Raw genomic sequence first — 14,426 nt, 5'->3', positions numbered from 1 at the left:
AAAGAAAGAGGAACAACTTCCATGTCAGTTCACCGAATGACGGCACGCCTGCGTGCCGGCGTCGCACTCCTGATCGTCGCGGTCGCCGCGACGGCAGCGGGCTGCGGCAGCTCCACCTCCGAGCAGGCGGCCGACACCGGCACTCGCCAGGTGGAAACCGCCAAGGGGCCCGTGACGGTGCCCTCCGATCCGCAGCGCATCGTGGTCCTCAACGGCGCCCTCGCCGGGTACCTCTACGACCTCGACGCCAAGGTGAAGGCCGCGGATCCGCGCATCCTCGGCCTCACGTTGAAGCCCGGCGAGTTCTCGCCGTCGTGGTCGGCGGACGCCAAGGAGCAGGGCACCGAGGCCGTGCCCTCCGGTGACGACCTGAACCTGGAGTTCATCGCCGCCCAGCGGCCGGACCTGATCATCGGCGGCGGACCGGGTTTCCCCGGCTTGCAGTCGATCAAGGCCTACGACAAGCTCACCGCCATCGCCCCGACCGCGCTTGTGCCCTCGGACGCCACCAGCTGGCAGGACCTGTTGAAGTCGGTGGCCGACATCGTGAACCGCACCGACAAGGTGGACGCGATGATCACCTCCTACAACGACAAAGTCGCGAAGGTGAAATCCACGCTGAAGCTGCCCCAGGGCGCAGCCGCGGTGATGCAGTCCCAGTCGGACGGCAAGCCGATCATGCTGCTCCCCAACACCCCGCTCGGTGGACTGCTCACAGCGGTCGGCTTCACCATGGACGACAAGATCGAGCAGAAGGCGGGCAACCCGCCCCGTACCGCGGCGGCCGACTTCGTGACCTTCAGCCCTGAGCTGCTGAGCACCGTCGCCGATGCTCCGGTGCTGTTCGTGATCAAGCTCGACGGCGGTCGCGACATCGCCGGTCTGAAGCAGGACCCGGCGCTGTCCTTGCTGCCCGCGTTCCAGAAGAACCAGGCCTACGAGCTGCCCGCGGACACCAAGCGCCCAGATTACCGGGTAGCCATGGCGACCCTCGACCTGTTGGCCGAGCGCTTCAAGTGATAGCCGTCGGCGGCCTGCTGATCGATACCTCGCCCCTGCGCACCAGCCGGGAGTTCCGCAATGCCTTCGCGGCCCGGCTGGTCTCGGTGCTCGGTATCGGATTGCTCATGGTGGCTCTGCCCGTGCAGATCTATCAAGCCACCGGATCGTCGCTGCATGTCGCCGGCGTCACCACGGTGACCGCGATCGCCCTGTTCGCCGGAAGTCTGGCGGGCGGGGTGATCGCGGACCGGTACGACCGGCGCGATGTCATCCAATGGGCGCGCAGCGCGGCCGGCTTCGGCTTTCTCGCGCTCGGCGTGAACGCCCTGCTGCCGCATCCGTCGCTCGGGGTCATCTATGCCGCGGGCCTGGTCGACGGCCTGGCGGGCGGAGTCAGCGGCTCGGCGCTCATGGCGCTCATCCCCATGCTCGTCGGCCGGGAGAAGGTGGCCGCCGCCGGTGCGCTGACCTCGCTCACCACGGACCTCGGGACCATGATCACACCGGCGATCGCCGGTCTGCTGATCGCGAAAACCGGTGTGGCACTGCCGTTCTTCCTCTGCGCGGGCGCGACCGTGGCCACCGTGGGGCTGATCCGCTCCATCGGGCCGCAGCCGCCGCCCGAGCGCGAGATCGCCCATCCGCTCCGTGAACTGGCCATCGGCATCACGTTCGCGGCTCGACACCGGGTCATCCGCGCGGCGCTGCTGACCGGCGCGGTGGCCATGATGGTGAGTGGACCGCTGGTCCTGCTGCCCGCCTTGGCCGGGGGCGAACTGGGCGCGGGTGAGACCACGCTCGGCCTGCTCTACGCCGCACCGGGCGCGGGCGCGGTCCTCGGCTCACTCACCAGCGGATGGATCGGCCGCAGCCGACGTCCCGGCCTCGCCCTGCTGATCTCGTTGGCGCTCATGCCGATCGGGGTCATCATCGCCGGACTCGCACCGCACGCCGCACTGGCCTTCCTCGGCCTGGCCGGATTCGGTCTCGCCCGTGCGCTGAACATGGTGCTGCGCTACGCGATTCTGCAGCAGGAATCGCCCGAGGAACTGCGCGGACGTCTTTCGGGCCTGCTCATGGTCCAGTCCGTGGCGGGCACGGCCGTCGGCTCCATGGTCGCCGGTGTGATCGGCCAATTCTTCGCACCCGGAACCGCTCTCGTGGTCTACGGGCTGTCGGTCCTGGTCCTCGTGGCGTTGACAGCTGTCGCCGCCGCTCCCCTGCTGGCCAAGAAGAAGCCCTGATCTAGCGGACCCCATCGTCGAAAGAGCAAGAGGCCCCGCTGTTCTACGGAAACAGCGGGGCCTCTTGTCAGGTATTCGCCCCGACGGGCTTGTTCACCTCGTCGAACAAACCAGCTCGGGCTTCCTCGCCGGACTGGGTGATCGAAGTCGGGATCTTGGGAAACGCGTAGGCGTGGTGGCGACCGATCCAGGTCAGCAATTCCTCACGGACCGCGCAGCGCAGGTCCCACGCATCATCGGCATCGGCGGCCGACATCGTCGCGCGGACGACGATGTCGGTCGGCGTGCTGTCGGTCACCACGAGATTCCAGCTGCGGCCGTCCCATTTCCGGCAGTCACGCAGGTAGGCGTGCAGGTGCTCGCGCAGCGCGGGCACCGGGGTGCTGTGGTCGAGGTGCAGCAGTACCGTGCCGGTGACCTGCGAGCCGCCCCGCGACCAGTTCTCGTAGGGCTTGCTGTTGAAGTAGGACACCGGCATGGTGAGCCTGCGGTCGTCCCAGATCCGCACGGTCAGGAAGGTCAGGGTGATCTCCTCGACCGTGCCCCACTCCCCCTCCACGACAACGGTGTCGCCGATCTTGACCGAGTCGCCGAAGGCGATCTGCAGCCCCGCCATGAGATTGCTCAATGTCGACTGGGCGGCAACACCGACGATGATGCCGATCACGCCCGCCGAGGCCAACATCGACGTACCGAGGGTCCGCAGACTCGGGAACAGCAACATGATGGCCACCGCGGCGGTGGTGACCACCAGCACCGAGGTGACGATGCGACGCACCAGTCCGAACTGGGTCCGCAACTGACGCACGCGCGAAATCTCACTGGCGCGCTGGGCGTAGCGGCCCAGCAGGCTGTCGGCGACCACATCGGTGGCCCGGATGACCAACCACACCGCGGCGATGATGGCCGCCGTCGCCAGGAAGTTCCGGATCACCCCGTCCTGGCGCAGCTCGAGTTCGGCAAGCGGGTAGACCGCGTGCAACGTGACAGTGCCCAGCAGGACCTGGAGCGGCAGTTGCAGTCGCCGCAGCGAGGGCAGATGGACGCCGGGACTGCGGCGCGCCGCGTAGCGCAGCAGCCGCTCTATCAGCAAACCCACCGAAACCGTGATCGCCACCGTGCCGAGCAGCACGATGATCGGCCGTAATATCTCCTCCACGAGATCGAACTCCTCTCGTTGTCGGCTCACTTCAGCTGGGGCATACCCACACCCGCTCCCGACAGACATGACCGTCTGATGGCGGGTCGCGGTCGACACAACGACAAGAGGCTCCGCTGTTCCGAAGAACAGCGGAGCCTCCAGCCGATGTATTCGGCTGTCTTACAGCGCTTTCAGTTCCTCGGTGACAGCACCGACGGACTTCTTCGCATCACCGAACAGCATCGAGGTGTGGTCGGCGTAGAACAGCGGATTATCGATACCGGCGAAGCCGGAGTTCATCGAGCGCTTGAGCACGATGACGCTCTTGGCCTGGTCGACATTGAGCACCGGCATGCCGTAGATGGGGCTGGACTTGTCGTCGCGGGCCGCCGGGTTGGTGACGTCGTTGGCGCCGATGACCAGAACCACATCGGTGCGGTTGAACTCACCGTTGATGTCGTCCATTTCCTTCATCGCGTCATAGGACACCTCGGCCTCGGCCAGCAGCACGTTCATGTGACCGGGCATACGACCGGCGACCGGGTGGATCGCGTACTTGACCTCGACGCCCTTGGCCTCGAGCAGCAGCGCCATCTCCTTGACCGCGTGCTGGGCCTGGGCCACGGCCATGCCGTAGCCGGGGACCACGATCACCTGGTTGGCGTAGGCCATCTGGATCGCGGCGTCGGCCGCGGAGGTCGCCTTCGCGGTCTTGGCCTCACCGTCACCCGAACCCGCGACCGCGCCGCCGCCACCGAAGCCACCGGCCACGATCGCGGGGATGGAGCGGTTCATGGCCTTGGCCATCAGGTTGGTGAGGATGGTGCCCGAGGCGCCGACGATCATGCCCGCGACGATCATCGCGGTGTTGTTCAGCGCCAGACCGGCGGCCGCGGCCGACAGACCGGTGAGAGCGTTGAGCAGCGAGATGACGACCGGCATGTCCGCGCCGCCGATGGGCAGCACGACCATCAGGCCGAGCACACCGGCGAGCACGAGCAGCGCGATCATCCACAGCTGCGAGACGCCGCCGTTGTCGGCGCCGAGGCCGATCACTACGGCGCACGCGATCGCGCCGACGAGCAGGATCAGGTTCAGCGGCTGCTGCAGCCGGCCGATGCCGATCGGCTTGCCGGACAGGATCTCCTGCAGCTTCGCGAAGGCGATGATCGAGCCCCAGAAGGAGATCGAGCCGATCACCGCGGCGAACAGCGAACCGATGATGATGTGGATGGTCGGTTCTTCGTGCAGCTCGGAAAAGCCCGTGCTGTCGACGAATTCGGCCCACGCGATCAACGCGACGGTGCCGCCGCCGACGCCGTTGAACGCCGCGACCAGCTGCGGCATCTCGGTCATCTTGGTGCGGATGGCGGGCGGAACACCCAGTGCCACACCGACGATCAGACCGGCGGCGATGAGAATCCAGTTGAGCAGGGCGGCGTGGCGCACCGAGATCAAGGTGGCGACCACCGCGATACCCATACCGACAGCGGCGATCTGGTTGCCGCGCACCGCGGTCTTCGGGCCGGTCAGGCCCATCAGGCCGTAGATGAACATGGAGAAGGCCACGATGTAGAGGCCGTTGACCAGATAGGTCATATTGTCGACTGCGTGCATCACTCGGCCGCCTTCTTCTTACCCTTGAACATGCCGAGCATGCGGTCGGTGACCACGAAGCCACCGATGACGTTCAATGTTCCGAACACCACCGCGACGAACAGGATCACCTGCACGAGCAGCGAGGGGTCCTTCACATTGCCCAGGGTCACCAGCGCACCGAGCACGACGATGCCGTGAATGGCGTTGGTGCCCGACATCAGCGGGGTGTGCAGGGTGTTGGGGACCTTGGAGATCACCGCGAAGCCGACGAAGCCGGACAAAACGAGAATCGCGATATTGGCGAGAAGTTCGGTGTACATCAGGCTTCCACCTCACGGGTGACACAGGAATCCGCCAGGACCTGATCCTCGAAGTCGGGGGCGAGCTTGCCGTCGACCAGCATCAGTTCCAGCAGCGCCGAAATGTTCTTCGAGTACAGCTCGGAAGCGTGCTCGGGCATCGTGGCGGGCAGGTTCAGCGGCGAGGCGATGGTCACCTCGTGCTTGACGACGACCTCACCGGGCTCGGTGAGCTCGCAGTTGCCACCGGTCTCACCGGCCAGGTCGACGATCACGCTGCCGGGCTTCATGCCCTCGACGGCGGCGGCGGTGACCAGGCGCGGTGCGGGACGACCCGGCACCAGCGCCGTGGTGATCACGACGTCGAAGCCCTTGATGGCGTCTTCGAGCGCCTGCTGCTGCTGGGCCTTCTCCTCGTCGGTGAGTTCGCGGGCGTACCCGCCTTCACCGGCGGCGTCGATGCCCAGATCCAGCCACTGCGCACCGACCGAGCGCACCTGATCGGCGACCTCGGGACGCACGTCGTAACCCGTGGTCCGCCCGCCCAGCCGCTTGGCCGTGGCCAGCGCCTGCAGACCGGCGACACCCACACCGAGCACCAGCACGGTGGCCGGCTTCACGGTGCCCGCGGCGGTGGTGAGCATCGGGAAGAACCGGGTCGACTCCGACGCGGCGAGCAGCACGGCCTTGTAGCCCGCCACGTTCGCCTGCGAGGACAGCGCGTCCATCACCTGCGCGCGCGAGATACGCGGGATCGCCTCGACGGCGAAGGCCTGCACACCGGCGGACTTCAGCGCACCGATCTGATTCTCGGCATTGCGTGGCGCCAGGAAACCGATCAGGGTCTGCCCGGAGGACAGCTTGGCCACCTCGGCATCGCTGGGCGGGGCAACCTTGACGACGACATCGGCCGACCACGGATCACCGATGGTCGCACCTGCCTCTACATAGGCAGCGTCGGGAATGAGAGCGCCGAGGCCGGCACCGGCTTCCACGATCACCTCGACACCCTGCTTGGACAGGGCGGGGATGATCTTGGGCACCAATGCGACTCGCCGCTCACCCGGGCCGGATTCGCGAACGACTCCGACCCGCGCTCCGCGCGGCGAACCCTCGCCCACGTTTTGCGTTGTCTCCACTAGTCAGACTTCCTTTTCGTGCTGGCTTCGAGCCTGGGAACAACGGGGCGCCGAAGTTACCTGTGAGTAAGTTCGACAGAAATCCTCGCCACTGTACTCGGCTCGCGGTGAGCCTAGCGGAGATGCCCGTCACAACGGAGAACTGGACTGACGACCACAAAACGGACACCACCGCCGTGATCACCCATGACAACGACCTCTCGACCCGGTAGACACCGGTCGGCGCGTGCGTCCGGATTCGTCGCCGCAGGTGGGACACCCGAGGCCACGAGTCCGCGTCGATCACTCACCGCGGCGCCCGAGCACCGCCGCGGCGCACCGGACGTGACACGGGTCATGACGAAGGCCCATTCGGGCTGTTGCGCGACCCAGATCACACCGTAGGGTCGAGGCCGTGAACGACTGCGTCTTCTGTTCGATCGTGGCGGGTGCCGCACCGGCAACCGTGGTCTACTCCGACGACGCGGTGTGCGCGTTCCTCGACATCCGTCCCATCACCCGCGGCCACACCCTGATCGTTCCCAAGGTCCACGCGACCGAACTCGACGATCTCGATCCCGAGCTCGGCGCACAGATCTTTCGCACCGGCCACCGTCTCGCCCGCGCCCTGCGCGTGAGCGGGCTCGCGAGCGACGGGGCCAATCTCATCCTCAACGACGGCACCGCCGCGTTCCAGACCGTCGGCCACGTTCACCTGCACGTGGTCCCTCGCAAACACGGTGACAAGCTCACCTTCGCCAAGGGTTTCCTGCTGCGTCGGCCGCACGAACCGAATTCGACCGCAGCGGCGATCCGCGCGGGCCTCACCGCGCTCGACCGGAGCGATGCAGAAGGAGCACAGGGATGACCCAGACGCCGGGGCGCGAGCAACTCACCGATCTGCTCGCCGAACAGTGGGAAGCCATCGCGCTGCTGGTCGCCGACCTCGACGAAAAGGCTTGGCGCCGAATGTCTCCGCTGCCCGGCTGGACCCTGTTCGATGTTGTCGCGCATGTGGTCGGCAGCGAGTCCTGGCTGCTCGGCGAGACGCCGCCGCCGCATGATCCGTTGCGCCCCAAGGACGATGTGCGAACGCTGCCGCATGTGCGCAACGAAGTGGCCGTGCTCAACGAGATCTGGGTCGACCGGTTGCGCCCGCTGTCGGGCAAGCGCCTGCTCGCGCTGTTCGACGAGACCACCGAGCGTCGCCGGGCCGCACTGGCCGCCATGGACGACGAGGACTGGCAGGCCTCGACCGTCTCCCCGGTCGGACAGGTGCCCTACGGGCGCTTCATGCGGGTGCGGCTGTTCGATTGCTGGATGCACGAACTCGACCTCGCCGACGGGATCGGCCGCAGTGTGCCGGAGGGTGGCGCGCGGGCCGAGGCCGCGTTCGCCGAGCTGACCATCGGTCTGGGCCGTGCGGTGGTGAAAGGCGCCAAGGCGCCGGATGGTTCGCTGATCACGCTCGATCTGACCGGGCCGGTGACCAGGCAGGTACATCTGTCGGTCGCCGGTGGGCGCGGGACAGTTCTCGACGAGATTTCCGAGCAACCCACCACCGTGCTCCGGTTGGACTCCGGGCTGTTCGCGCGGCTGCGCGGCGGACGTACGACGGCTGACCGGCACCCCGGAGAGGTCGTCGTCGAGGGCGATACGGCGCTCGGTGAGCGACTCGTGCGGAATCTGGCGTTCACCATCTGATGCGACTCTTCCTGGCGTCGTACAGGTTCGGCGGTTTCGCCGATCGGCTCGTCGGGCTCGTCGGTGCGCCGGGACGGGTGGCAGTGATTCCGAACGCGTGTGACGCGTGGCCGGACGCCTGGTCGTCGGCGGTGACGAGCGATGTGAAACCGCTGCAACAGCAGGGTTATTCGCCGGAAGTGCTGGATCTGCGCGAGTACGTGGGACAACCGGATCGGCTGGAACGACATCTGCGTGGGTTCCCGATGGTCTGGGTTCGCGGTGGCAATACCTTCGTCCTGCGCGCGCAATTCGCCCGCAGCGGGGCGGATTCGGTGTTCGCCACCCTGTTGCGCGAAGACGCGCTGGTCTACGCGGGCTACAGCGCGGGCGCGTGCCTGCTCGGACCCGATCTGCACGGACTGGAAACCATGGACGACCCCGCCGAGGTCCGGCCCGCCACCGGAATCGAACCACTCTGGGACGGACTGGGTGTGGTGGATCGTCGGCTGGTGGTCCACCTGGACTCTCCCACCGACCCGGACGGCGACGCCGCCGCGATGCTGGCCCACTGCGTCGCCGAGCGGATCCCGCATTGGGCACTCACCGACGACGACGTGGTCCTGGTCGACGGCGATCGCACCGAGGTACTCAGAGGCTGAGCCTCACGCGGCGGCCACCGCCGGTGCGCGGCGGAAGACGATCCAGCGCATCGCGCAATACATGTACACGGCCTCACAACCGCCCGCGAGCAGCCTGGCCAGGTGGTATTCCACGCCGAGCGCGGTGAGACCGGAGCCGACGCCGAGGATGAACGCCAGGTAGTTCACCAGGACGACGACCACATACACCGAGGCCTGCTTGCCCATCGGCGCGTGGGAATGGAAGTTGAAGGTGCGGTTGAGCAGGAAGCTCAGCCCGAACGCGGCGATGTAGGCGAGAGTGATCGACAGCCAGATCGGCAGGCCGAGCCCGCTGTGCAGCAGGGTGAGCAGCAGCAGGTCGACACCGAAGGTGAAGCTGTTGATCAGGGCGAAGCCGAGGAATGTCGCGGGCACATACCGGTCGAGGCCCCACGGCAGCCGGGCGACGACCGCCTCGCACCAACGGGTGAATCGGTCGGCCACCGAATCGGTGACACTCGCCTGATGCTCCACGCGGCCAGCCTGCCAGCGGCAGATGAAGCCAGGGTGAGCAACCGGCAAACGGGCGGGCCGAACAGCTAGCGGCTGACCGCCGCGAACGGGCGAGTATCGAACGAGGCCCATGCGGCGAGACATCGGCGACGGGTGAGCTCGTCGGCCTCGGCGAGCAGGGCATCACGCAGCAGCGCGGGGTCGGCGCTCCAGCACGCGGCGATCTCGGCCATCGCGCGGACATCGAACATCCCGGTCGATTCCAGCGCGGACAGCCATTCCTGATGGACGCCGGTGTGCACACAACGCATCGCCTCGGTATCGAGGCCCGCGTCGGCGAACTCCGCGGCCAACAGAGCACCCACCAGCTCGCTGCGGTCCTGCGGTTGTTTCATCATCGCCAGTCCTCCCTACGAAAAGCGGTGCGGCGCAACGGCGTCGCATGAACGATGCGCGCGGAGCGCACCCGTGGAGCAGAACTCGAAACACGCTGGGCGGCGAGGCGATTCACCATCGAACACACCCTGTACGGGCATTGTGACGGATTGGACGGCGTATACACCAACGGGGCGCGCCAGATCACATCGATGCGGAAATTTCCTTGTTCGGGCCCACATCACATCTGGTCGATCACCAGGGCGATGTTCGCGTGACTCCCTGATGGCCGACCGACCGGGACGAACTGCCCGCGGCGGAGGGGCCGGGCGGGTTAGCGTGAACAGGTGGACGAGCCCAGCGGTGACCTCGATTCGTTGATTTCGGCGCTGTCGGACGGGGCGGTCGTCATCGACCCCGACCTGCTGGCGGGCTACCGGCAGGACTGGGCGCGCGATCCCGACGCGGGCACGCCGCTGGCGGTGGTTCGGGCGCGCACCACCGCCGATGTCGCCGCCACGCTGCGGTGGGCGCACGCGAACAAGGTGCCGATCGTGCCGCGCGGGGCCGGGACGGGGTTGTCCGGCGGGGCGACCGCCGTGAACGGCGGGATCGTGCTCAGTACCGAGTTGATGCGCGAGATCGACGTCGACACGGTGACCCGGATCGCGGTGGTGCAGCCAGGGCTGCTCAATGCCGAGGTGAAGCGGGCCGTCGCCGAAGTCGGTCTGTGGTACCCGCCGGACCCGTCCTCGTTCGAGATCTGCTCGATCGGTGGCAACGCGGCGACCAACGCGGGCGGGCTGTGCTGCGTGAAGTACGGCGTGACCACCGACTACGTGCTCGGCATGGAAGTGGTGCTCGCCGATGGAACCGTGGTGCGGCTCGGTGGGCCGCGGCTCAAGGACTCGGCCGGGCTGTCGCTGACCAAACTGTTCGTCGGGAGCGAGGGCACGCTCGGCGTGATCACCGAGCTCACGCTGCGGCTACTGCCCGCGCAGCCGCCGCAGTCGACCGTCGTCGCGAGCTTCGGCTCGCTCACCGCGGCGACCGAGGCGATCCTGGCGATCACCTCGACGCTGCGGCCGGCGATGCTCGAATTCATGGACACCGTGGCGATCAACGCGGTCGAGGACGAGATGCGAATGGGGTTGGACCGCACCGCCGCCGCCCTGCTGGTCGCCCGCTCCGACGCACCGGGCGAATACGCCGGGCAGGAAGCGCAGGTGATGGTTGGGCTGTGTGAGAAGGCCGGGGCGACAGAGGTTTTCCACACCGCCGATGCCACCGAGGGTGAAGCGTTCACCGCCGCACGCCGATTCGCGATTCCGGCGGTGGAGAAGATCGGGCCGCTGCTGCTCGAAGACGTCGGCGTGCCGCTGCCCCGCCTCGGCGACCTGATCGCCGGGGTCACCGCGATCGGTGAACGCAACGACGTGCTCGTGTCGGTCATCGCGCACGCGGGCGACGGCAACACCCACCCGCTGATCGTGCACGACCCCACCGACCCCGACAACACCGCCCGCGCGCACCGCGCCTTCGGCGAGATCATGGACCTGGCCATCGCCCTCGGCGGCACCATCACCGGCGAACACGGCGTCGGCCGCTTGAAAAAGGCCTGGCTTCCCGACCAGGTCGGCCCCGATGTCATGGCCCTGACCCGCCGCATCAAAGACGCCCTCGACCCCGAAGGCATCCTCAACCCCGGCGCGGTGCTCTGACCGGGTTAGCATCCGAGGTATGACCACCAGGCTCGAGCACAACGTCGACGACACCCGCTACGAGATCTACCACGACGATGTCCTCGCGGGGTACGCCGACTACGCCGAACGCGAAGACCCCAAGGTCCGCGACTTCCACCACACCATGACATTCCCCGAATTCCGGGGCCGAGGAGTGGCGGCCGAGGTCGTGAAATACGGCCTCGACGACTCCCGCGAACACGGCTACCAGATCATCCCCACCTGCTGGTACGTCGAAAAGTACATCGCCGAACACCCCGAATACGCCGAACTCGTCCCGTAATTCGAGTCTGCTGTCGACCCGAATCCGCGGATTTCCGCCCGGGCCCACACAGCAATCGACCGGGTGTTCCGGCCTACCCACGGCCTGGCCGAGGGGAAGTAGGCGATGTGGAACACCCGGTCGGTGTGGGAATCAGCCCTTGAGCAGGTTGCGAGCCATCACCAGGCGCTGGATCTGGTTGGTGCCCTCGTAGATCTGGGTGATCTTCGCGTCGCGCATCATGCGCTCGACCGGGAAGTCGGTGGTGTAGCCGGCGCCGCCGAAGAGCTGGACGGCGTTGGTGGTGACCTCCATGGCCACGTCCGAGGCGAAGCACTTGGCGGCGGCGGAGATGAAGCCGAGGTTCTTCTCGCCGCGCTCGGCGCGGGCGGCCGAGGTGTAGACCATCAGGCGCGCGGCCTCGATCTTCATGGCCATGTCGGCCAGCATGAACTCGGTGTTCTGGAAGCTGGCGATGGTCTTGCCGAACTGCTTGCGATCCTTGGTGTAGGCGATCGCGGCGTCGAGCGCGCCCTGGGCCAGGCCGACGGCCTGCGCGCCGATGGTCGGGCGGGTGTGGTCGAGGGTCTGCAGCGCGGTCTTGAAACCGGTGCCGGGCTCGCCGACGATGCGGTCGCCGGGGATGCGGCAGTTCTCGAAGTACAGCTCGGCGGTGGGCGAACCCTTGATGCCCAGCTTGTGCTCGAGCGGGCCGACCACGAAGCCCTCGTCGTCCTTGTGGACGAGGAACGAGGAGATGCCGTTGGCGCCCTTGTCGGCGTCGGTCACGGCCATCACGGTGTACCAGGAAGACTTGCCGCCGTTGGTGATCCAGCACTTGGAGCCGTTGAGGATCCAGTCGTCGCCGTCGGCCTTGGCGCGGGTGCGCATCGCGGCGGCGTCGGAACCGGCCTCACGCTCGGACAGCGCGTAGGAGGCCATCTCGCCGTTGACGATGTCGGCGAGGACCTTGGCCTTGAGCTCTTCGGAGCCGTTGAGGATCAGGCCCATGGTGCCGAGCTTGTTCACAGCGGGGATCAGCGAGGAGGAGCCACAGACGCGGGCGACTTCCTCGATCACGATACAAGTGGCGACCGAGTCGGCGCCCTGGCCGCCGTAGGCCTCCGGCACGTGCACAGCGTTGAAGCCCGCGGCGTTGAGCGCGGTGAGCGCCTCCTCGGGGAAGCGGGCGTTGCCGTCGACGTCCTTGGCGTAAGGAGCGATCTCCTTCTCCGCGAGGCCGCGGATGGCACCGCGCAGCTCGTCATGGAAGTCCTCGAGCTTGAACAGGTCGAAATCGGGGTTTCCAGCCATCGGGGGCACACTCCTGGTCGTGGTCGTGATCGCTGCGACGATGCTCACAGCGCGTGGCGCGTCGGCACGCAGTGCCAATCTACCGAGGATTATACGCCCGGCACTCTATCGCTACATGCGGATATATGGGTGGCACTCAGTGTCACCGCTGCGCGCACCGGCGCGAGCGGCGGTCACAGGTTACCGAGGCGGGCCGTGAGCAGGTCGGCCACCTTGCGCGGCGGCATGTCGCGGGGGAACACCGCGAGCACCAGCTCGTCGGACTCGGTCTGCACGCGTCTGCCGCGCGGGATCAAGGCCAGTTCGGTGCGCAGATCCGCTACCGCGGCCCCCGATTCCCCGCGCACCATCCGGCGCAGCAGGTAATTGTGCGTGGCGGTGACAGCGGCGGTGTACTGCACCCTTGCGAGATCGGGCACCTCCGGCAGTCGGCCGCGCAGGAACTCGGTGAACAGCCGCTCGTACCGGAACACCGTGACGATCTCGCGCTCACGCAACGCGGGCACCCGCCGCACCACCTGATACCGCCGCGCCGCGATGTCGCGCCACTGCGTGAACCGCTCGAACACCCCGATCACGGCCTCGCAGATCGCTTCCCACGGATCACCCCCCGCCCCTTCGAGGAACTCCTGCGCCGAGGCCAGCTGGAACTCGTGATCGGCGAAGATCACATCCTCTTTGGACCGGAACTGCCGGAAGAACGTCCGCCGCGAGATCCCCGCCGCCACCGCGATCTCATCCACCGTCGTCGCCTCGTACCCCCGCTCGGCGAACAATCGCAACGCCTGATCAACCACCGTAAGCCGAAACTGCGCCGCGTCATCGTGTGCCACGGACGTCAACCGTAGTCACTGCCATGCGGCGCGATTCAGGCAGGCGAACGCGGCGGCGACTGCGCGGTGAACGCGGCGACGAGTTGTGCCATCCCGCCGACGACCTGGTCAGGCGACCTACCGCTCGCGAGACGGCGCAGTTGGAGGCCGACCAACGTCGCGACGGCCAGCGGCGCCGCCGAATCGGCGTCGGCGACACCGAGTGCGCGCAGGATCGACACGGCGAGCCGGTCGTAGGTATCGAAGAATTCAGCGGTCGCGGCATGCAGGGCCGGATATCTGGCGGCCTGGACGAAGAGTTCGAACCAGGCGAGGTGGTCGCCGCCGAAGTCGGTATCGGTGACGATGCCGCCGAGGATCTCACCCGCCTGAGCCAGGTCGATCTCGCCCGCGGCGGCGCGGTCGGCGAGCTGGGTGAATTTGACAGTCTCCGCGGCGACGAAGGCCGCCATCCCCGCTTCGACGAGGTCGCGCTGGGTCGAGAAATGGTAGGTGAGGGTGCCCAGCGAGATGCCGGCCTCGGTGGCGATCCGGCGATTGGTCACCGCCGCCGCACCGTCGGCTCCCATGATTCGAACGACCGCCCGGATGATGCGCTCCCGGGTGGGCTCCGCCTGCGACATGAGTCCCTCTTCCCGCGACCACTCATGTCGCGCTATCGTTGATTCGTTCGTTCGA

General features: G+C 67.3%; 16 protein-coding genes. 7 read left to right on the top strand and 9 right to left on the bottom strand.

Features of this window, described 5'->3' with window-relative positions; all coding sequences use genetic code 11:
- Positions 1-21: 21 nt before the first annotated feature.
- A complete protein-coding gene (locus QX204_RS03470; protein WP_301905141.1) occupies positions 22-1,020 on the top strand; it encodes an ABC transporter substrate-binding protein in 999 nt (332 codons plus the stop codon).
- The gene (gene entS, locus QX204_RS03465) at positions 1,017-2,246 is read left to right on the top strand and encodes an enterobactin transporter EntS (RefSeq protein ID WP_301905140.1); all 1,230 of its coding nucleotides are present in this window, start codon (positions 1,017-1,019) and stop codon (positions 2,244-2,246) included. The genes QX204_RS03470 and entS overlap by 4 nt, the downstream gene beginning before the upstream one ends.
- Positions 2,247-2,313: 67 nt before the next feature.
- Here the strand turns inward: entS and QX204_RS03460 are convergent, their stop codons facing one another.
- From QX204_RS03460 to QX204_RS03445, 4 genes are all read right to left on the bottom strand, one after another.
- Entirely contained in the window at positions 2,314-3,435 is a 1,122-nt protein-coding gene (locus QX204_RS03460) for a mechanosensitive ion channel family protein (protein WP_301905139.1), read from the bottom strand.
- Positions 3,436-3,567: 132 nt separating this feature from the next.
- Positions 3,568-4,986 (bottom strand): NAD(P)(+) transhydrogenase (Re/Si-specific) subunit beta, encoded by a 1,419-nt coding sequence (locus QX204_RS03455; protein ID WP_301907895.1) that lies wholly within the window; start codon positions 4,984-4,986, stop codon positions 3,568-3,570.
- 17 nt (positions 4,987-5,003) lie between these two features.
- The gene (locus QX204_RS03450) at positions 5,004-5,306 is read right to left on the bottom strand and encodes an NAD(P) transhydrogenase subunit alpha part 2 (protein WP_056818017.1); all 303 of its coding nucleotides are present in this window, start codon (positions 5,304-5,306) and stop codon (positions 5,004-5,006) included.
- The gene (locus QX204_RS03445) at positions 5,306-6,424 is read right to left on the bottom strand and encodes a Re/Si-specific NAD(P)(+) transhydrogenase subunit alpha (RefSeq protein ID WP_301905138.1); all 1,119 of its coding nucleotides are present in this window, start codon (positions 6,422-6,424) and stop codon (positions 5,306-5,308) included. Before QX204_RS03445 ends, QX204_RS03450 begins: the two co-directional genes overlap by 1 nt.
- A 394-nt stretch (positions 6,425-6,818) precedes the next feature.
- On the opposite strand from QX204_RS03445, the gene QX204_RS03440 reads away from it, so the two are divergent.
- Genes QX204_RS03440 through QX204_RS03430 form a run of 3 tightly spaced genes read left to right on the top strand, consistent with a single transcriptional unit; the run spans position 6,819 to position 8,748 of the window.
- The gene (locus QX204_RS03440; RefSeq protein ID WP_301905137.1) at positions 6,819-7,271 is read left to right on the top strand and encodes an HIT family protein; all 453 of its coding nucleotides are present in this window, start codon (positions 6,819-6,821) and stop codon (positions 7,269-7,271) included.
- Entirely contained in the window at positions 7,268-8,107 is an 840-nt protein-coding gene (locus tag QX204_RS03435) for a maleylpyruvate isomerase N-terminal domain-containing protein (protein ID WP_301905136.1), read from the top strand. The genes QX204_RS03440 and QX204_RS03435 overlap by 4 nt, the downstream gene beginning before the upstream one ends.
- Complete coding sequence (locus QX204_RS03430) at positions 8,107-8,748, top strand: Type 1 glutamine amidotransferase-like domain-containing protein (RefSeq protein WP_301905135.1); 642 nt, start codon at positions 8,107-8,109, stop codon at positions 8,746-8,748. Before QX204_RS03435 ends, QX204_RS03430 begins: the two co-directional genes overlap by 1 nt.
- A gap of 3 nt (positions 8,749-8,751) precedes the next feature.
- On the opposite strand, the gene QX204_RS03425 is transcribed toward QX204_RS03430, so the two are convergent.
- Both QX204_RS03425 and QX204_RS03420 read right to left on the bottom strand, forming a co-directional pair.
- On the bottom strand, positions 8,752-9,243 hold the full coding sequence (locus QX204_RS03425) for a GtrA family protein (RefSeq protein ID WP_301905134.1): 492 nt from the start codon (positions 9,241-9,243) through the stop codon (positions 8,752-8,754).
- A 65-nt stretch (positions 9,244-9,308) separates the two neighbouring features.
- Positions 9,309-9,620 carry a hypothetical protein gene (locus QX204_RS03420; protein ID WP_301905133.1) on the bottom strand — a complete coding sequence of 104 codons (312 nt, stop codon included), beginning with the start codon at positions 9,618-9,620 and terminating at the stop codon, positions 9,309-9,311.
- 324 nt (positions 9,621-9,944) lie between these two features.
- Between QX204_RS03420 and QX204_RS03415 the strand changes: the two genes are divergently transcribed.
- Both QX204_RS03415 and QX204_RS03410 read left to right on the top strand, forming a co-directional pair.
- A complete protein-coding gene (locus QX204_RS03415) occupies positions 9,945-11,318 on the top strand; it encodes an FAD-binding oxidoreductase (RefSeq protein ID WP_301905132.1) in 1,374 nt (457 codons plus the stop codon).
- 19 nt (positions 11,319-11,337) lie between these two features.
- A complete protein-coding gene (locus QX204_RS03410) occupies positions 11,338-11,622 on the top strand; it encodes a GNAT family N-acetyltransferase (RefSeq protein ID WP_056818029.1) in 285 nt (94 codons plus the stop codon).
- 132 nt (positions 11,623-11,754) lie between these two features.
- Here the strand turns inward: QX204_RS03410 and QX204_RS03405 are convergent, their stop codons facing one another.
- From QX204_RS03405 to QX204_RS03395, 3 genes are all read right to left on the bottom strand, one after another.
- A complete protein-coding gene (locus QX204_RS03405) occupies positions 11,755-12,915 on the bottom strand; it encodes an acyl-CoA dehydrogenase (RefSeq protein WP_056819164.1) in 1,161 nt (386 codons plus the stop codon).
- A gap of 173 nt (positions 12,916-13,088) precedes the next feature.
- Positions 13,089-13,748, bottom strand: a complete 660-nt coding sequence (locus QX204_RS03400) for a TetR family transcriptional regulator (RefSeq protein WP_301905131.1) — start codon at positions 13,746-13,748, stop codon at positions 13,089-13,091.
- A gap of 35 nt (positions 13,749-13,783) precedes the next feature.
- A complete protein-coding gene (locus QX204_RS03395) occupies positions 13,784-14,371 on the bottom strand; it encodes a TetR/AcrR family transcriptional regulator (RefSeq protein ID WP_301905130.1) in 588 nt (195 codons plus the stop codon).
- Between the last annotated feature and the right edge of the window lie 55 nt (positions 14,372-14,426).

It is taken from the genome of Nocardia sp. PE-7 (assembly GCF_030486425.1).
Lineage (GTDB): Bacteria > Actinomycetota > Actinomycetes > Mycobacteriales > Mycobacteriaceae > Nocardia > Nocardia salmonicida_A.
The sequence above is the reverse complement of the archived record's forward strand: the minus strand, read 5'-3'. Positions and strand labels throughout refer to the sequence as shown.